This is a genomic window from Mesorhizobium sp. CNPSo 4688 (assembly GCF_057784295.1).
The window spans coordinates 80,007-97,427 of record NZ_JBWLUY010000019.1 but is presented as its reverse complement, the minus strand read 5'-3'; the positions used below and the strand labels follow the sequence as shown (position 1 = coordinate 97,427).

General features: G+C 64.1%; 15 protein-coding genes and 1 pseudogene. 7 read left to right on the top strand and 9 right to left on the bottom strand.

Going from position 1 to position 17,421, the window contains the following annotated elements:
• Positions 1-11: 11 nt before the first annotated feature.
• The 4 genes from AC04SH_RS28695 to AC04SH_RS28680 form a co-directional block, all read right to left on the bottom strand.
• Entirely contained in the window at positions 12-1,085 is a 1,074-nt protein-coding gene (locus AC04SH_RS28695; protein ID WP_488577510.1) for an ABC transporter ATP-binding protein, read from the bottom strand.
• On the bottom strand, positions 1,082-1,873 hold the full coding sequence (locus AC04SH_RS28690) for an ABC transporter permease (protein WP_488577509.1): 792 nt from the start codon (positions 1,871-1,873) through the stop codon (positions 1,082-1,084). Before AC04SH_RS28690 ends, AC04SH_RS28695 begins: the two co-directional genes overlap by 4 nt.
• Positions 1,874-2,059: 186 nt before the next feature.
• A complete protein-coding gene (locus AC04SH_RS28685) occupies positions 2,060-2,896 on the bottom strand; it encodes an ABC transporter permease (RefSeq protein WP_488577523.1) in 837 nt (278 codons plus the stop codon).
• Between the two features lie 93 nt (positions 2,897-2,989).
• Positions 2,990-4,054, bottom strand: a complete 1,065-nt coding sequence (locus AC04SH_RS28680; RefSeq protein WP_203280456.1) for a polyamine ABC transporter substrate-binding protein — start codon at positions 4,052-4,054, stop codon at positions 2,990-2,992.
• Positions 4,055-4,287: 233 nt separating this feature from the next.
• On the opposite strand from AC04SH_RS28680, the gene AC04SH_RS28675 reads away from it, so the two are divergent.
• The 4 genes and pseudogenes from AC04SH_RS28675 to AC04SH_RS28660 all read left to right on the top strand — a co-directional run bounded on the left by AC04SH_RS28675 (position 4,288) and on the right by AC04SH_RS28660 (position 9,214).
• Positions 4,288-5,226, top strand: a complete 939-nt coding sequence (locus AC04SH_RS28675; protein ID WP_488577508.1) for a GntR family transcriptional regulator — start codon at positions 4,288-4,290, stop codon at positions 5,224-5,226.
• Positions 5,227-5,236: 10 nt separating this feature from the next.
• A complete protein-coding gene (locus tag AC04SH_RS28670) occupies positions 5,237-6,520 on the top strand; it encodes a nucleotide disphospho-sugar-binding domain-containing protein (RefSeq protein WP_488577507.1) in 1,284 nt (427 codons plus the stop codon).
• A gap of 6 nt (positions 6,521-6,526) precedes the next feature.
• Positions 6,527-7,909: a glutamine synthetase family protein gene (locus AC04SH_RS28665; protein WP_488577506.1), complete on the top strand. Its 1,383-nt coding sequence runs from the start codon at positions 6,527-6,529 to the stop codon at positions 7,907-7,909.
• A 2-nt stretch (positions 7,910-7,911) separates the two neighbouring features.
• Positions 7,912-9,214 (top strand): annotated as a pseudogene (locus AC04SH_RS28660) (NAD(P)/FAD-dependent oxidoreductase).
• Positions 9,215-9,365: 151 nt separating this feature from the next.
• Here the strand turns inward: AC04SH_RS28660 and AC04SH_RS28655 are convergent.
• The 5 genes from AC04SH_RS28655 to AC04SH_RS28635 form a co-directional block, all read right to left on the bottom strand.
• Positions 9,366-9,530: a hypothetical protein gene (locus AC04SH_RS28655; protein ID WP_192255530.1), complete on the bottom strand. Its 165-nt coding sequence runs from the start codon at positions 9,528-9,530 to the stop codon at positions 9,366-9,368.
• Positions 9,527-10,582 (bottom strand): ABC transporter ATP-binding protein, encoded by a 1,056-nt coding sequence (locus AC04SH_RS28650; RefSeq protein ID WP_488577505.1) that lies wholly within the window; start codon positions 10,580-10,582, stop codon positions 9,527-9,529. Before AC04SH_RS28650 ends, AC04SH_RS28655 begins: the two co-directional genes overlap by 4 nt.
• Positions 10,583-10,593: 11 nt before the next feature.
• Positions 10,594-11,427 carry a carbohydrate ABC transporter permease gene (locus AC04SH_RS28645; RefSeq protein WP_488577504.1) on the bottom strand — a complete coding sequence of 278 codons (834 nt, stop codon included), beginning with the start codon at positions 11,425-11,427 and terminating at the stop codon, positions 10,594-10,596.
• A 10-nt stretch (positions 11,428-11,437) separates the two neighbouring features.
• Positions 11,438-12,367 (bottom strand): carbohydrate ABC transporter permease, encoded by a 930-nt coding sequence (locus tag AC04SH_RS28640; RefSeq protein WP_488577503.1) that lies wholly within the window; start codon positions 12,365-12,367, stop codon positions 11,438-11,440.
• Between the two features lie 66 nt (positions 12,368-12,433).
• Positions 12,434-13,816 (bottom strand): ABC transporter substrate-binding protein, encoded by a 1,383-nt coding sequence (locus AC04SH_RS28635; protein WP_352585566.1) that lies wholly within the window; start codon positions 13,814-13,816, stop codon positions 12,434-12,436.
• Between the two features lie 162 nt (positions 13,817-13,978).
• On the opposite strand from AC04SH_RS28635, the gene AC04SH_RS28630 reads away from it, so the two are divergent.
• From AC04SH_RS28630 to AC04SH_RS28620, 3 genes are read left to right on the top strand one after another with little or no spacing between them, the layout of a single operon-like run.
• Positions 13,979-14,656: a beta/alpha barrel domain-containing protein gene (locus AC04SH_RS28630; RefSeq protein WP_112562876.1), complete on the top strand. Its 678-nt coding sequence runs from the start codon at positions 13,979-13,981 to the stop codon at positions 14,654-14,656.
• Positions 14,656-16,113: a xylulokinase gene (locus AC04SH_RS28625; protein WP_488577502.1), complete on the top strand. Its 1,458-nt coding sequence runs from the start codon at positions 14,656-14,658 to the stop codon at positions 16,111-16,113. The genes AC04SH_RS28630 and AC04SH_RS28625 overlap by 1 nt, the downstream gene beginning before the upstream one ends.
• Positions 16,114-16,128: 15 nt before the next feature.
• A complete protein-coding gene (locus AC04SH_RS28620) occupies positions 16,129-17,421 on the top strand; it encodes an iron-containing alcohol dehydrogenase (RefSeq protein WP_488577501.1) in 1,293 nt (430 codons plus the stop codon).

Below are 17,421 nucleotides of genomic sequence, written 5' to 3'. Positions count from 1 at the left end.
GGCTTCTCCTCTCATTCCTCAAAAATTCTGACATCGGCGGCATCCCAGCCGAGTTCGACCTGGTCGCCAGACGAGACCGGCCGGCGGTCGGCGGCATCGGCGGTGACCCGCACCAGGAAGGGTTTCGGCGACAAGGGCGTGCTGACATGGAGCTGCAAATCGAGCCCGTGATAGGCCAGCGCCTCCACCGTGCCGTTGGTGCGGTTCGCGGTCTCGAGTGACGGGAACAGCCGGATGCGTTCGGGCCGCACCGAAGCGACGGCGGAAGCGCCAGGCGCAAGCGTGGTGGGAACCTTGCCGGCTATGCGCGCGCCGTTCGCCGCGATCACGCCATCGGCTGATACCTTGCTCGGCACGAAATTCATGACGCCGATGAAGTCGGCAACGAAACGGTCGGCAGGGTGTTCATAGATCGCACGCGGCGTATCGCATTGCAGCAGCCTGCCGTCCTTCAGCACCGCCATGCGGTCGGCCATGACCAGCGATTCCTCCTGGTCATGGGTGACGATGACGAAGGTGATGCCAACCTCGTGCTGCAGGCGCTTCAGCTCCAGTTGCATGGCACCGCGCAGTTTCTTGTCGAGGGCGCCAAGCGGCTCGTCGAGCAGCAGCAACCGCGGCCGCTTGACCAGCGCGCGGGCGAGCGCGACGCGCTGTTTCTGGCCGCCCGACAATTGCTCCGGCTTGCGATCGGCGAAGGGGACGAGCTCGGTCGTCGCCAGGATGGCATCGACGCGGGAGCGGATTTCGGACGCCGGCAGACGCTCCATCTCGAGGCCGTAGGAGACATTGGCGCGGACGCTCATATGCGGGAACAGCGCGTAGGACTGGAACATCAGATTGACCGGCCGCTTGTTGGGCGGCGTCCTGGCGATGTCACGGCCATCGAGCAGGATGCGGCCGTCGCTCGGCGTCTCGAAGCCGGCCAGCATGCGCAGCAGCGTGGTCTTGCCGCAGCCGGAGGGGCCAAGCAGCGCGAAGAATTCATTTTCGCGGATATCGAGCGAAATGCCGTCGACGGCGGTGACCCGGCCGAATCTCTTCGACACCTGGTCGATGGCCAGCAGCGTGCGCGGTTCGCTCATTGGCCGATGATCCCGCGGTTGAGCCGCTGCGACAGGGTCAGCGCTGTGATCGAAACCGCCATGACGATGGTGGCCAGCGCGTTGATCTCCGGCGTGATGCCGAAGCGGATCATGGCGTAGATCTGCATCGGCAGCGTGGTCGAAGCGCGGCCGGCGCCGGCGGTGAAGAATGCGATGATGAACTCGTCGACCGACAGCGTGAAGGCGAGCAGGGCGCCGGCGATCACCGCCGGCAGGATGACCGGCAAGGTTACCCGCCTGAAGGTGGTGATAGCAGAGGCGCCGAGATCGGCGGAGGCCTCGACGATCGACCAGTCGAAGTTCTTCAGCCTGGCGCGCACCACCGAACAGACGAAGGCGAGGTTGAAGACGACATGGGCGAGGATGATGGTGTGCAGGCCCATGGTCAGGTTCAGCATGGAAAAGAACGACAGCAGCGCGATCGCCAGCACGATGTCGGGTATGATCATGGGCGCGAAGATCAGGGCTTCCAGGCCCTTGCCATATTGCCGGCGCATCTCGACGCCGATCGCCAGCAGCGTGCCGAGCAATGTGGCGATGGCGGTGGACACCAGCGCCACGATCAGCGTGTTGAGCGCGGCGGACAGGATCGCGGCATTGCCGGCCAGCGAGGCATACCATTTCAGCGAAAAGCCCGACCACGCCGTCGGCAAGCCGCCGTCGTTGAAGGACAGCGCCACCAGTACGGCGATGGGGATGTAGAGGAAGGCGAAGACGAGAACGAGGATCGTCCGCATGCCGAGAGTGCGGGTGAAGGATTGGTTCATCGCGAGCCTCCGATAGTTTGGAGCCGCGTGAACGAACTGCGTCCTTCTCCCCGTTCACGGGGAGAAGATGCCGCCAGGCGGATGAGGGGCAGCGCCCAACCTTGCAGGCGCTGGCGTCGCCCCTCATCCGCCCCTTCGGGGCACCTTCTCCCCGTGAACGGGGAGAAGGCAAGGATCGCGCCGCGCTCAGCCATCGGCTTTTACCTCAGCCGCACGCCCCGCGGCGCGGTCGGCGGCCAGCGCCTGCACCATCAGCACCAGGAGCATAATGGCGATCAGCGCCATGGCCAGCGCTGCGCCGAAGGGCCAGTCATTGGCGGTCAGGAACTGGTCGTAGACGAGGTTGCCGATCATCTGGAAGCGGCCGCCGCCGAGCAGCGCCGGAGTGACGAAATTGCCGATCGACAGCACGAAGACGAAGACGGCGCCGGCGGCTATGCCAGGCACCGTCAGCGGCAGGATGACACGTCGGAAGGTGGTGGCAGCGGACGCGCCGAGATCGCGCGAGGCTTCGGCGAGTTCCGGATTGAGGCGCGACAGCGGCGCGTAGCAGGCGAGGATGACGAAGGGCAGATAGTTGTAGACCAGCCCGGCGATGACTGCACCTTCGGTGTAGAGCATCGACGGTGGCTCGCCGGTGTAGCCGAACCAGCGCAAGAGCTGGGTGATCAGGCCTTCGCGATTGAGCAGCACGATCCAGGCATAGGTGCGGATCAGATAGTTGGACCAGAACGGCAGCACGGCGAAGAACAGGAAAATTGGCTGCCACCGGCGCGGTGCGGCCGCAATCGCATAGGCAGCGGCATAGCCGATCACCACGGCGATCAGCGTCGCGGTGCCGGCGATGCGCGCCGAGTTGAGGAAGATGCCGGCATAGAGCGGGTCGAAGACCAGCCCGAAATTCTCCAGCGTGAAAGTGTAGGCGATGCCGCCATAGATGCCGCGCCGGAAGAAGGCGAGCGCCAGCACCAGCGCGCATGGCACCACCATCAGAGCGGTCAACCAGACCAGCGCCGGGGCCATCAGCAAGGAGGAGCGAAGTCGGGTCTGGGACAAATCTTGGATACCGCTCAGGGCCGGCGACAGAAGCGCCGCCGGCCGCGATGTCTACGCCGCCTACTGCGCGGCCTTGATCTCGCTGACGATCTTGGAATAGTCGCGCTGGGCTTCGCCGACGTCACGCAACTGCTCGAACTTGACGAGGTCGGCCACCGGCATCGCCATGTTGGGGAATTTGGCCAGGAAGTCGGCCGGCAGGCTTTCCATCGCCGGCTTGTTCGGAACCTTGTAGTCAATATTCTGTGCCGCCCAGGCGTGGTTCTTGGCGTCGAGCATGAAGTTGATGAACTTGAAGGCGTCGTCCTTGTGCTCGGACGCCTTCATCACCACCATCGTGTCGACCCACAGGTCCGAACCTTCCTTGGGGATGACGTATTTGATCTCGGGCTTGTCGGCGATGCCGTAGTTGCACCAGCCGTCCCAGGCCTGCACCATCAGCGCCTCGCCGGAAACCAGCTTGGAGTAGAAAGTGGTGTCGTCATAGGCGAGCAGGGTTTTCTTTGCCGAGATCAAGAGGTCCTTGACCTCGGCCATCTTGGCCGGGTCGGTCTCGTTGACCGAATAGCCCTTGTCGAGCTGCCCGGCTGCCAGCAACCAGCGGTCGGTCGCCAGCATGGTGGTCTTGCCCTTCAACTCGTCGGAGGGCGCGAGCAGGTCGCTCCAGCTTGTGGGCGCCGTCTTGACCAGGTCCGAGCGGTAGCAGAGGCCCGTCGTGCCCCAGGTGTAGGGGACGGAGAAAGCGTTGCCGACATCGTGCGGCAGCTTGGTCGCCTCCGGATAGAGGTTGGCGAGGTTGGGGATCTTGGCGTGATCGACCGGTTCGGTCAGGCCGAGCTTGTTCAACACTTCGGCGAAGGGCGAGGAGACGAAAACCACGTCATAGCCCTTGCCGCCGGCGGCAATCAGCTTCCCCATAATCTCTTCATTGGTGGCGTGCACCACCACTTCGCCGGAGACGCCGGTCGCGGTCTTGAAGGCGGCCATGGCGTCGGGCGCCATGTAGCCATCCCAGTTGGAAATGACGAGGTCGGCGGCGGCGGCCGGCGCCGACAGCGCCAGAGCAAGGCCGAGAGCGATTGAAGATATTTTGAGCGCACGGCGCCGCAGGCTGGTAGCGGTCATGGCAGACTCCCATTCGGTTTGATCGTCGAAATCATTTGCCGGACCAAAGCCGGCGACCCGCGCCGATGCCTCGATCCTGTTCCCTCGGTCTTTTCTCGCCGATTGTGCTGACAGTACTATTGCAGAAAAAAGTACGTCAATCCATAATTTGCCAACCGACCGAGGAATCTGGCCATTGCGTCCGTTCCGGCGATCGGCCAAACCAATGCGTCACCCGTCCGCCGAGACCAGTCATGCAAGCCGCAGCCCGACGACCTCGCACCAACCATCTCGATCTGGCGCAGCGCATCCTCGATGTCGCGCGCCAGCGCGGCTTCGAGCCCGGCGCCCGCCTGCCCGAGCAGCAGATCGCCTCGCTGTGCAATGTCTCGCGCACACCGGTGCGGGCAGCACTCAGCCTGCTCGCGGAACGGGGCGTGGTGCGCTGGGAGGCCGATTCCGGTTATCATCTTGCGGTCGACCTCGCTGCGCAGCCGGCCATTGCCGCCGCGCTTCCCAGTGCTGAGGAAGACGAGCTTGCGGAAGCGATCCTGCGCGATCGCTCGGCGCGAAGGCTGGACCAGACTGTGACCGTCGCCGGGCTGATGCGACGCTACGATGCCGATCGCAAGACGGTACTAAAAGCGCTGAATAAACTGACGGATGAGAATCTTCTCGACCGTGCGCCCGGCCAGTCCTGGCTGTTTCGACGCACGCCGGACGATCCGGAGGCGCAAGGCGAAAGCTATGAATTCCGCTTGCTGTTGGAGCCCGCGGCGATCCTGGCGCCTGGCTTCCGGCTGGATGGTGCGCGGGCCGCGGCGTTGCGCCAGGGCATGGAAGCGCTCTCGGCATTGCCGGACGCGACCTTGGACACGCGCGAGTTCCAGCGGCTGGACATGGATTTCCACAGCATGATCGCCGAGGGCTGCGCCAACCGCTTTGTGTCGGATGCGCTGGCCGATCATCTGCGCCTGCGCCGGTTGCCTGGCATCTATGCCGGCGTCAACGTCTTCCGGCTGCGGCAATCGCTGCGCGAACACTTAGGCATACTCGACTATCTTGAAAGCCGGCAGTATGAGGTGGCTGCCGATCTGCTTCGCATCCACCTGCGGCTCTCCCGCAACCAGCGACCGCAAGCGGCCAGCCGCGGGGCTCCCGCACTGTTCGGCATGATCAGCCGGCCCGACTGAAGAGGAATAATTGACGCGTAAAGCCAGCCCGACCATCGCGCTGTTTCCCGAAGCCAGTTTCGGCGCCGCGTTGAATTGCGTCGGTATCGCACAGGCATTGCGTGCCAAGGGCGCTCGCCCCGTCTTCATCTGCCATGCCGGCTTCTCCGGCGTCTTTGCCGACTACGGGTTCCAGGAATACCAGCTGCCGACCGACGAGCCGCTGAGCGACAGCGAACGCCAGAGCTACTGGCAGGCGTTCGTGCGCCGGCACCTGCCGCATTTCCGGCTGAGCCCGATCGACCAGCTCGAAACCTATGTCGCGCCGACCTGGCAGGCGATCGTCGACACCGCGGTCAATGCCGAGGCGCCGCTGCGCCAATTGCTGTCGCGGCTGAAGCCCGATGCGGTGGTGCTCGACAATGTCATCATGTTCCCTGCGATTGCTGCCGCCGGCTGTCCGTGGGTGCGTGTCGTCTCCTGCGCCGAGACGGAACTGCCTGATGCCGAAGTGCCGCCTTACCTCTCCGGGATGGCTGCCGATGACCCGCAATGCGAGGCGTTCGAGGCGCGCTACCTCGCGGCCTCGGCGCCGGCGCATGACCGCTTCAACCGCTTTCGCGTGGATGCCGGCCTGGCGCCTTTGCCCAAGGGCCTGTTCCTCGAGACGTCACCCGATCTCAATCTGCTGCTGACGCCGGCGATCGTGCGGCGCGAGCGCGCCGAGCCGCTCGACCCCGCCCGCTTCATTTATCTCGAAGGCTGCGTGCGCTCGGAAGGGCCGTTCGAGGTGCCGGTGTTTCCGCGCAATGGCGGGCCGCTGGTCTATGTCAGCTTCGGCAGCCTCGGCGCCATGGATGTCGGGCTGATCGAGCGCATGCTCGCCGTCTTCGACAGGCTGCCGGCGCGCTTCATCGTCAACGTCGGTGGCCTGCGCGACGCCTATCGCGCGGTGCCGGACAATGTCTATCTCGATGCCTGGTTTCCGCAGCCTTCGGTGGTGGCGAAATCGGACCTGTTTATTCATCACGGAGGCAACAACAGCTTTTGCGAGGCGCTGCGCTTCGGCGTGCCGTCGCTGATCATGCCCTATTGCTGGGACGGACATGACAATGCGCAACGTGCGGGAGAGACGGGCGTCGGCGACCATATCGGTCGTGACGCCTGGACCGAAGGGGGACTGGAGAGAGCCATTCTCGGCCTGCTGGCCGACGATGTGATGCGCGCCCGCCTCAGGGAGAATGCAGCCCGGATGGCGCTGACCCCTGGAACGGATGTGGCCGCGCAAGCCATACTCTCTCTCATAGGTACGTGAACCAAAATGCAGGACAAAAATACCAACACCACTCTCTTCACCAGCAACGATCCCAAGAGCTGGCTCGCCCAGCACGGCATCACCGAAGTCGAATGCCTGGTGCCCGATATGAACGGCGTGCTGCGCGGCAAGGCGCTGCCGACTGCGAAGTTTCTCAAGGCGCTGGAAGACCGCGCTCTCTATCTGCCGAGCAGCGCTTTCCTGGTCAGCATCGATGGCCGCTATTCCGGCTCGATCGATGAAGGCTTTGCCTATCAGGATCCGGATATGCGCATGGTGCCTGACGTCTCGACGCTGTGCCTGGCGCCGGGCGGCGGCGCCGGCAAAGCCTATGTCTTCGCAGACGCCTTCCACATGGACGGCAGGCCATGGATGGCCTCACCGCGGCACGTGCTGCGAGCCGTGCTCGATCTCTATCGCCAGCGCGGCTGGCGCGCGGTGGTGGCGCCGGAGGTCGAATTCTATCTGACCGCGCCCAATCCCAATCCCGACCAGCCGCTGACCGCACCGGTCGGCGCCAACGGCCGCGCCGAAGGCTCACAGCATCCCTATGACATGGTGGCGCTGGAAGAATTCGAGCCGGTGGTCCGGCGCGTCTACGACTATGCCGCGGCCGCCGGCCTGCCCCTCGACACGCTGATCCATGAGTCCGGCACGGCGCAGCTGGAGATCAACCTGCTGCATGGTGATGCGGTGCCGCTCGCCGACCAGGTGCTGCTGTTCAAGAGGCTGACACGCCAGGCCGCGCAACAGAGCGGCATGCATGCCACCTTCATGGCCAAGCCGATCGCTGCACAGGCGGGCAGCTCGATGCACCTGCACATGTCTGTCGTCGACGAGAAGACCGGCGCGGCGCTGTTTGCCAGCGCTGATGATGCCGACACCGAAATGTTCAACCATTTCATCGGCGGCCTGCAGAAGTACGTGCCTGAGATCATGCCGCTGTTTGCGCCGAACGTGAATTCGTTCCGCCGCATCCGGCCGAACCACAGCGCGCCGGCCAACATCGAATGGTCGCACGACAACCGTTCCTGTGGCCTGCGCGTGCCGGCCGGCGGGCGTGCCGCAAGACGGGTGGAGAATCGGCTACCGGGTGCGGATTGCAATCCCTATCTGGCGATCGCCGGCTCGCTGCTCGCCGGCTATCTCGGCGTCGAGCAGAAGCTGGCGCGCTCGGCTGAGGCGTCGGGTAATGCCTACAAGATCAAAAGCACGCTGCCTAAAACCATGGAGGAGGCGCTCGACCGCTTCACCGCTTGCGAGCCGGTGCGAGCGTTGCTGGGCGAGGATTTCTTCCAGACCTATCTGCGCGTCAAGAGCGTCGAGCTCGACCTTTTCCAGAGCGTGGTGACGAGCTGGGAACGCGACCATTTGTTGCTGAAGGTGTGATCATGGCCTCCAGCTCAACAGGTTTCAATTCCGGTCTCGATATCGGCAAATCCTATTATGTCGCCACCGCCAATCCGGCGCCGGACCATCCGGCGCTGGTGGGAGACGTCGACGCCGATTTGGTGGTGGTCGGCGGCGGCTGCACGGGCCTGTCGGCCGCCCTTTCATGCCGCCGAACGCGGCCTGAAGGTGGTTTTGCTTGAGGGCGGCAAGATCGGCTGGGGTGCGTCGGGCCGCAATGGCGGCCAGATGATCCCCGGTCTGCGCAAGGGCGCCAAGGGGCTGGTCAAGCTCTATGGCCCCGAGCGGGCGAAGGCGCTGTTCGACCTTGCCTTCGAAGCGCGCGGCCTGGTGCTCGACATCATCGAGCGCCATACCATCGATTGCGACCTGAGACTCACCGGTCATCTGGTCGGCGCGGTCAACGGCTCCGATCTCAGAGATCTCGAAGACGAGGCCAAATGCCTCGAAAGCGTGATGAAGTTTCGTGACGTCGAGATCCTGTCGGCGGCGGAAGCGCGGGCCAAGGTCGACACGCCTTACCACGGGGCCATGTATGAGCCGCTTGGCGGCCACATGCATCCGCTGAACTACACGCTCGGCCTTGCCCGTGCCGCTGTGGCGGCAGGTGTCGTCATCCATGAGAATTCGGTGGCGGTGAAGCTGGAGCGCGAGCCTTCGATCCGGGTCTCGACATCGAAGGGCTCGGTGCGGGCCAAACATGTCGTCTTGGCCGGCGATGCGTTGCTGCACGGGCTGGAGCCGCGCGTCAACAGCCGCATCATGCCGGTCGGCAACTACATCGTCGCCACCGAGCCGCTGGAGGGCAAGCGCAACGTCATCCCGGCCAATGTCGCGGTGTCCGACACGCGTTTCGTCGTCAACTACTACCGCATGTCGGCAGACGGACGGTTGCTGTTCGGTGGCGGCGAGCGCTACACGCCGTCGCCGCCGGCCGACATTGCCGGCTTCGTGCGGCCGCATATGGAAGCCACTTTCCCGCAACTGAAGGGTTGCCGCATCGACCATGCCTGGGGCGGGCTGGTGTCGGTGACGACATCCCGGCTGCCGCATGTCGGGCGCTATGGCGAGGTCTATTTCGCACATGGCTATTCCGGCAAGGGCGTGATCCTGTCGACGCTGTCGGGCAAGCTGCTGGCCGAAGCCATCACGGGCGCCGCCGCACGGCTCGACCTGTTCTCGACGCTGACGCCGATGCCGTTCCCTGGCGGCACGGCGCTGCGTGGTCCGCTCTATGTGCTGGGCATGTTGTGGTACGCCATGCGCGACCGCATCAAGCACTGAGATTGCGGCTGGCAGGCGGGGATCATCGGAGGCGATTGCATGCGTGATTTCCAGTTCCCCGGTCGTTCGCCGGTTCGCGCCACGGAAGCGATGCGGGCAACTTCGTATCCGCGCAAGGACGGCTGCGCGCTCGGCTACTCTCGACGCGGATTCAGAACCAGATCAGCCAGACGAGTTGCAGGATGACCAGTGCGATGGCGTCCCAGAAGATGAGCTCGCCGGTCGAGAACCAGCGCCTCGACTTGTTGAAAACATAGAACAGCCGCCAGACCAGCGCTGCGGCGGCCAGCGGCACCAGAGCGAGCAGCGTGCTCACGGCAGCCGTGCTCCCGACACCGCATCGAACGTGTGCAGCGCTGCTGGTGGGAAGCGCAGGTGCAGCGGTTGGCCGGGGTCGTAGGCGCGATCGTCATTCACTGTCCTGACGATCAGCGCGTTTGCCTCGCTCTTGGCGAAGATCAGCACATCGGGTTCGACCGGTTCGACGACATCGATGGCAAACCGGATCGCATCGCCGGCGGACGCGTCGACAAGCTGGATCTGCTCGGGGCGGATGCCGAGCACGATGGGACCGTCAGGTTTTCCCGGCAGCGGGCAGGTAAAGCCGTTGGCGTGGAAGACGCCGCCGCGGACATCGCCGTCGAAGGTGTTCATTGCCGGACGGCCGATGAATTCGGCGATGAAGCGGTTGGCCGGCCGGCGGTAGATCTCGCGCGGATCGTCATACTGGATCAGCGCGCCTTCGCGCAGCACCGCGACCCGTGTCGCCAGCGTCATCGCCTCTTCCTGATCGTGGGTGACGAAGACGAAGGTCTTCTTGAGCTCGCGATGCAGGCGCTTCAGCTCGGTGCGCATATGCAGGCGCAGCAAGGCGTCGAGATTGGACAGCGGCTCGTCCATCAGGCACAGGCTCGGCTGCCAGACCAGGGCGCGGGCGACCGCTACGCGCTGCGCCTGGCCGCCCGACAATTGCGAGGGCCGCCGGTCGAGGTAGCGGGTGATTTCGAGCAGCTCGGCCATGGCGCGCACGCAACGGTCGAGCTCAGCCGCCGGCATTTTCCGGATGCGCAAGGGATAGGCGATGTTCTCGTAGACGCTCTTGTGACTGTAGAGCGCGTAGTTCTGGAACACCATGCCCATGCCGCGCAGCCGCGGCGGCAGGTCGGTGACATCGCGACTCTCGACTAGGATGCGGCCGGCCGTCGGACGTTCGAGGCCGGCAAGCAGCCGGCAGGCTGTCGTCTTGCCGGAGCCCGAGGGGCCGAGCAGGACGAGGAATTCGCCGGGCTCGAAAGCAAGGTCGAGCGCCTGCAGCGCCACCGTCCCGTCCGGGAAGGCCTTGGTGACGCCGTCGAAAACAATTGCCATGCGAGATCCCTTCAGCCCTTGACCGCGCCGAAGGTGAGGCCGCGGACCAGCTGTTTCTGGACAAGGAACGTGAAAAGCACGATCGGCAGCGTCGCCACGATGGCGACCGCGGCGACCTGTCCCCACAGCGTGCCATGCGGCGTCACCAGGCCGGGTATGCCGACGGTGAGCGGACGCCCGTCGAAGGCGACGAGGATGAAGGCGTAGAGGAACTCGTTCCACGACAGGATGAAGCAGAGCACGGCGGTGGCGCCGATGCCGGGCGCGGCCAGCGGCGCGACGACGAAGAAGAAGGCGCCGAGCCGCGAGCGCCCGTCCATCATCGCCGCCTCATCAATCTCCCTGGGTATTTCGGCAAAGAACCCGCGCATCATCCAGACGACGAGCGACAGGTTGAAGGAGGTGTGGGCGATGACCACAGCATAGATGGTGTCGATCAGGCCGAGCGACGTGAAGAACAGGAACAACGGCACGGCGATCGAGATCGGCGGCGCCATGCGGGTGGTCAGGAAGAAGAAGAACAGGTCTTCCTTGCCCGGAAAATCCGAGCGGGCAAAGCCATAGGCGGCCGGCGCGCCGATGAGGATGCACAGCACAGTCGACGACACCGAGATCAGCACCGAATTGATCGCCAGCGGCCAATATTCCTTGTCGATGAAGACGGCTGGATAGTTGGAGAGTGTCGGCGTGAAGACCCATTTCGGTACCGACGACAACAGGTCGACGCGGTTCTTGAACGAGGCCAGCACCATCCAAACATAAGGCGTCAAGGCGACCACGATGGCGACCAGCAGTACCGCCCAGGCAAAGCTTTTCCAGGCGCGGTTTGTGGATTGGTCAATCATCGCCGCGCCCTCAAAACGCAGCCGCCGGTTTACGGCTCGACCAGTAGACGGCCTTGTAGAAGACCGAGCACAGGATCAGCACGACGAGATAGATCATGAAGGCGATCGCGGCGCCGTAGCCGAGGTCCCAGTTGCGGAAATTGACGCGGTAGGCATAGATCGAGACCAGCTCGGTCAGCGTTCCCGGGCCGCCGCCGGTCATCAAAAACACCTTGTCGAATTCCTTGAAGGCGTCGATGCCGCGCAAGAGCAGCACCAGCGCGATGACGGGTCTGAGCAGCGGCAGCATGACATCGCGAAAAATCTGGAACGGTTTGGCGCCATCCATCATCGCCGCCTCGAACGGCGCGCGCGGCAGGCTCATCATCCCGGCCAGCATGATCAGGGTAACGAAAGGCGTCCACTGCCAGACATCGATGGCGATGATGGTCGGAAAGACCAGGTCGGGTGCCGAAAGCACGGCAGCATTCTGCGCCAGCAGGCCGACCTTGCGCATGTAGAAGGTGAGCATGCCGAAATCGCCCTGCAAAAGCAGGCGCCAGATCAGACCGACCGCGACCGGCGCGATCATCATCGGGATGAGCAGCAGCGTGGTCAAAAGCCGTTGGCTGGCGACGAAGCGGAAGATCAGGAAGGCGAGCGCGAAGCCGAGCAGGAATTCGAGGCCCACGGCGATGACGACGAATTTCAGCGTCAGCAGGAACGACGCCCAGAAGAATGGGTCGTTGCGCATCAGCTTGCGGAAATTGTCGAAGCCGACAAAGGCGCCCGCATGGCTGGCATCGGCAAAGCTGAGGTCGGTCAGCGCGGTATAGACCATGTAGTAGAACGGGCCGACCAGGAAGACGACGACGAGCAGCGTCGCCGGCAGCATCAGCAGCGGTCCCACCCCACGGTCGAGAAGCGGCATTCCGCGCAGCGATGGAGTGCGGTTCGTCACGGGCGTTTCCTGCGGACAAGAATGGCTACCCGCTTGTGCGGGTAGCCTCTGCGCGACATTTGAGACCTATCGTGCCGGATAGGTCATGGGTGCGCAAGAACCGAGCAATGTCGAGATGTCGGTGGCGGCGGTGTCGAGGGCAGCCTGCGCTTCCTTCTCGCCGGCGAGGTAGGACGACAGCTCACGCACCAATATGTCGGTCATCTCGGCCGATTGCGGCAGCGTCGCCTTCGGCACCGCATGCTCGTTGGCCTCCATCGAAGCCTTGGCGTAGGGCAGTTTCTGCACCTCCGCCGAGGCATAGACATCGGGCCGGCCCGAGGCGCCGCCATTGAGATGCTGTTCGAGCTGGCGATCATAGCCCATCATCCACTGGACGAAGAGGAAGGCCGCCTGCTGGTTCTTCGAATAGACGGGGATCAGGTAGGTCCAGCCCTCGACCTGGCCGATCTTGCCGCCTTCGCCTTGCGGCACGAGGTCGAAGCCGACCTTGCCGACGACGGTGGAGGCCGTCGTGTCGACCGACACGGCATAGGTGGCGTCGTTCCACATGATCAGCTCGGCGACCTTGGCCTGCTGCATCAGCGCCATGACATCGTCCCAGAAATAGTTGAGGCTGTCCGGCGGCGAGAATTGCAGCAGGCTCTTGTAATATTCGAGTGAGGCGACGGCCTTGGGGCTGTTGACGATGACCGGGCCGCAGGCCGAGCCGCTCTTCACGTCGAGCACGTCGCCGCCGAAAGAATAGAGGAAGTTGAGCCACTCATACCACAGCGCCTCGTGGCGCTTGCCCTGCAGGGCGGTGCCGTAAAAGCCCTGGTCGGGACGGTAGAACCATTCAGCGATGTCGCGATACTGCTTCCAGTCCTTGGCGGGAGCGAGGTCGTAGCCATACTTGGCCTTGAAGCCTGCCTGCTCCTTGGGGTCGGCGAGCAGGTCCGAGCGATACCACATGAACATATTGAGCACGGTGAAGGGGAAGCCGTACTCCTTGCCGTCATACCAGGAGATTTCGTGCCAGGCGGTCTGGTAGAGCTGCTTTTCCGGCTCGAAGGTCGGATCGCGCAAAGCCGGATCGGCCATCATCTTGGCGATTTCGACCAGATGGTTGTTGGTGGCGAATTTGCCGAGTTCGCGATGCGGCTGGATGATGACGTCGTAGCGGCCGCGGTGCGAATTGAGATCGAGCTGCACCTTGTTAACGGCTTCGGAATGCTCGTACATCTCGACTTCGACATGGATGCCGGTCTGCTTTTCAAACTCCGGCGCCATCTTCTTCAACGCTTCGAGCGGCGGCAGCGCCTCGCCGACCATGCGGATGGTTTGGCCGCTATAAGGCTTCGACGCCTCTTTCAGATCCCACGCGGCCGCTTGTGTGATTTGCCACATAAGGGCGGCGAGAACGAGGAGTCCGGATGCGGTACTCCCACGTATCAGCGGCTTGAGCATTCTTCCCTCTCCCTAGAAGTCGTGCCTGGTGGGCCGGCGCCCGTTCTGTCATAAAATGTGTGGCACTGCAAATTAAAATGTGGCACCTTGCAACAAATGGTTGGGAGATGTTAACAGACCGGCAGTAACCCGGCTTTCCCGACCAGGCGAGGGACCTTTCGGATGGACTTCATCTTCATGCTGACGCGAAACGATCGCACGGTCGAGGACTGCCTCGACCTGGTCGATCTGATCGAGCCGGTCGGTCTGAAGCATGTCGGCTTCAAGGATATTGGCGTTGCGCCCGATGTGCTGCGCAAGCTCGCCGGCGCCATTCGCCGGACCGGCGCCACCACCTATATGGAAGTCGTCTCGACGACAGCGGAGGCATGCCTCAACTCCGCGCGCATCGCCCGCGATCTCGGCATCCAACGCCTGCTTGGCGGCACCCAGGTCGACGAGATCATGGCTCTGCTGGAGGGGAGCGACACCGAATACTACCCTTTTCCGGGACGGCCGGTCGGCCATCCGACCAAGCTCGGGGGCTCCCCGGGAGATGTCGAGGCCGACTGCCGATCCTTTGCGGAAAAGGGTTGTGCGGGATGCGACATCCTCGCCTATCGGGCCACCGAGGCCGACCCGGCCGAACTGGTTCGCGCCGCCCGACGCGGCCTTGGTCCGTTACGGCATCTGATCGTAGCCGGCGCGGTGGCTTCGGCCGATCGGATCAAGGCAATCAAGCAGGCTGGCGCAGACGCTTTTACCATTGGCACAGCGGTTTTCGACGGTTCCTATTCGCCGACGAAAGGTTCTATCCTCTCGCAACTGCGGGATGTCCTCGCGGATTGCGAGCGTGTCTAATGGCCGTCATCGGCATCGATCTCGGCACACAAAGCCTGAAGGCGATCGTCGTCGATGATCAATTGCGGCTGCGTGGCGAGGCCCGTGTGCTTTACCAGCCGGCCTTCCCGGCGCCGGGCTGGGCCGAACAGAATCCGGCGCTGTGGCTTGCCGCGCTCAGACCGGCGGTTGCCGACGCACTCGACAAGGCCGGGCTGGCGCCATCCGACATCAAAGGAATCGCCATTGCCGGACAGCTCGACGGCTGTGTCGCTGCCGATAGCAGCGGTCAGGCGCTGTCGCCGTGCATCATCTGGATGGACCGGCGCGCATCGGGAGAAATTGCTGGAATCGACCCGGACTTCATCCGCGAGCGCACCGGTCTCGTTCTGGACGCAACGCATATGGCGGCGAAAATCCGCTGGGCAACGCGCAACCTGCCCGAAGTGCACCGAGTAGCACTCTGGCACCAGCCGGTATCGTTCGTGGTCGCGGCTTTGTGCGGCCGTGCCGTCATCGATCACGCGCTGGCCTCGACGACCATGCTTTATGGGCTGAAGGAGCGCGGCTATGCCGGCGATCTGCTCGCCGCCTTCGACATCGATGCAGATAAATTGCCCGGTATCGACGATGCATCGGCGGTCGCCGGCGCCTTGACTGCGGCCGGCGCCGAGCTGACCGGCCTGCCTGTGGGCACCCCGCTGGCGGTCGGCACCGGCGACGATTTTTCTGCCGCTATCGGCGCCGGCGTTGTCGTGCCCGGCATGGTTGCTTGCAATCTCGGCACGGCGGAAGTGGTCGGCGCGGTGTCTGACACGCCTCGGCTCGACCTCGGCGGCCTGGTCGAGACGCATGGTTTTCTCAGCGACCGCTATTTCGTCTCCAACCCCGGATGGCTCTCGGGCGGTGCAGTGACATGGTTCCTGTCCACTTTCGGCGTCGATTCTCCGGCGGCAATGTCGGAGTTGGCGGCGACGGTCGTTGCCGGCAGCGACGATTTGCTGTTCGTCCCGGCACTTTCCGGCGCCATGGCGCCGCGCTGGATCGCCGAGGCGCGGGGCGCTTTCTACGGCCTTACTTCCTTCCACGGCAAAGCGGCCTGCGCGCGCGCCGTGTTGGAGGGCTGCGCTTTCGCCATGCGCGACGTTGTCGACCGGCTGGACGAACTTGGCATCGCCACCGGGCGCATCAGGCTCTCGGGCGGCGGCGCCCGCAGCCGGGTGTGGGCGCAGATCCGCGCCGATGTCAGTGGCAGGCCGGTCGAAATCGCCGACGCCGCCGATGCCGCTCCGATCGGTGCGGCAATCCTTGCCGCTACGGCCACCGGCCTTTCGTCCTCAGTGGAGCGGGCGGCCGAAAGTCTGAGCGGTGGCATCGAGACGATAGACCCCAATCCTTCGGCCAAGGCCGCCTACGACAGAAGTTACTGCCGGTATCGAACCCTGTTCGATGCCCTGACCCCGCTTCATGCTGACTGATTGAACGGCATCCCGATGTCCAAGGAAATGCTCGATAGTCTCATTGCCGGCACGCTGCCTGACCCGGATGCCGAGGGAATGCTGGCAGTGCCGCTGAAGACCATCGTGATCGGGCGCGGTCTCGGCGACGAGGCTGATGCGCTGGTCAAGCCGCTGCCGCTCGGCCGCAAGCTCGCCGTGGTTATGGATCCCGACACGCGCCTGGCGCTGGGCGAGAGGGTGTCGATCGCGCTGCGCGGCTCCAGCGATGTCGACAAGATCATCTTGCCGCGCCATCCGCATCCGGACATGGACGCGGTGCGATCGGTGATCGCCCGCACGAAAGACGCCAGCGGCCTGGTCGCGGTCGGATCGGGCTCGATCAACGACATCACCAAATACGCCGCACATCTCACCCAAAAACCCTATGTTGTGTTCGGCACCGCGCCTTCGATGAACGGCTATACCTCGGTGTCGGCGGCGATCACCGAGGACGGGCTGAAGAAATCGCTGACGGCGAGCCTGCCGGTCGGTGTGTTCCTCGATCTCGACGTCATGGCGCGAGCGCCGCACCGGCTGATCGCAGCCGGCTTCGGCGATTCGATGGCGCGGCCGACCGCCCAGACGGACTGGCTGATGGCGCATCTGTTGCTCGGTACGCCCTACAGGCAGGCGCCGTTCATGCTTCTGGCCGAGGACGAGAAGACGCTTATCGCCAAGGCCGGCGAACTCAGGACCGGCGACCTCGCGGCGATGGAAGTGCTGGTGCGCACGCTGGTCATGTCGGGTCTCGGCATGACTTTGTGCGGCGGCTCCTATCCTGCCAGCCAAGGCGAACATCTGATCGCCCACTATATCGACATGCGCGGCCAGGGACTGCCCGAGGCGCATCACGGCGAACACATAGCGGTGACGACGTTGACAATGGCGCGGCTGCAGGAACGTGTGCTGGCATTGCCGGAGCTGCAGCTCGCGCCGTCCGCCGATACACCGGACCGCTTCATCGAGATTTTTGGCGAAACGCTTGGACGCTCCTGCTGGGCAGCGTTCAAGCCCAAGCTGCTCGATCATGAGCGGGCGACCGCCATCAACACCATGCTGGCTGAGCAATGGCGTTCGTATCGCGAAAGACTTTCCCGCGTGGCCCGTCCGGCGCGCGAGATCGCGGCAGCACTGCGTGCCGCCGGTGCGCCGACCACGCCGCAGGAGGTCGCCATACCGGCTGCCTTCTACGACGAAGCAGTCGCCAATGCCCGGCTGATCCGCGACAGGTTCACTATGCTCGACGTCGCGGCCGTCTCGCTCGAAACGGTCGCGGCGGGAGCCTGA

Excerpts from the sequence above, each read along its gene's own strand:
- AC04SH_RS28650 (WP_488577505.1), bottom strand. The coding sequence starts at position 10,582 with ATGGCAATTGTTTTCGACGGCGTCACCAAGGCCTTCCCGGACGGGACG.
- AC04SH_RS28690 (WP_488577509.1), bottom strand. The coding sequence starts at position 1,873 with ATGAACCAATCCTTCACCCGCACTCTCGGCATGCGGACGATCCTCGTT.
- AC04SH_RS28620 (WP_488577501.1), top strand. The coding sequence starts at position 16,129 with ATGTCCAAGGAAATGCTCGATAGTCTCATTGCCGGCACGCTGCCTGAC.
- AC04SH_RS28695 (WP_488577510.1), bottom strand. The coding sequence starts at position 1,085 with ATGAGCGAACCGCGCACGCTGCTGGCCATCGACCAGGTGTCGAAGAGA.
- AC04SH_RS28645 (WP_488577504.1), bottom strand. The coding sequence starts at position 11,427 with ATGATTGACCAATCCACAAACCGCGCCTGGAAAAGCTTTGCCTGGGCG.
- AC04SH_RS28630 (WP_112562876.1), top strand. The coding sequence starts at position 13,979 with ATGGACTTCATCTTCATGCTGACGCGAAACGATCGCACGGTCGAGGAC.
- AC04SH_RS28625 (WP_488577502.1), top strand. The coding sequence starts at position 14,656 with ATGGCCGTCATCGGCATCGATCTCGGCACACAAAGCCTGAAGGCGATC.
- AC04SH_RS28675 (WP_488577508.1), top strand. The coding sequence starts at position 4,288 with ATGCAAGCCGCAGCCCGACGACCTCGCACCAACCATCTCGATCTGGCG.
- AC04SH_RS28680 (WP_203280456.1), bottom strand. The coding sequence starts at position 4,054 with ATGACCGCTACCAGCCTGCGGCGCCGTGCGCTCAAAATATCTTCAATC.
- AC04SH_RS28635 (WP_352585566.1), bottom strand. The coding sequence starts at position 13,816 with ATGCTCAAGCCGCTGATACGTGGGAGTACCGCATCCGGACTCCTCGTT.
- AC04SH_RS28665 (WP_488577506.1), top strand. The coding sequence starts at position 6,527 with ATGCAGGACAAAAATACCAACACCACTCTCTTCACCAGCAACGATCCC.
- AC04SH_RS28685 (WP_488577523.1), bottom strand. The coding sequence starts at position 2,896 with ATGGCCCCGGCGCTGGTCTGGTTGACCGCTCTGATGGTGGTGCCATGC.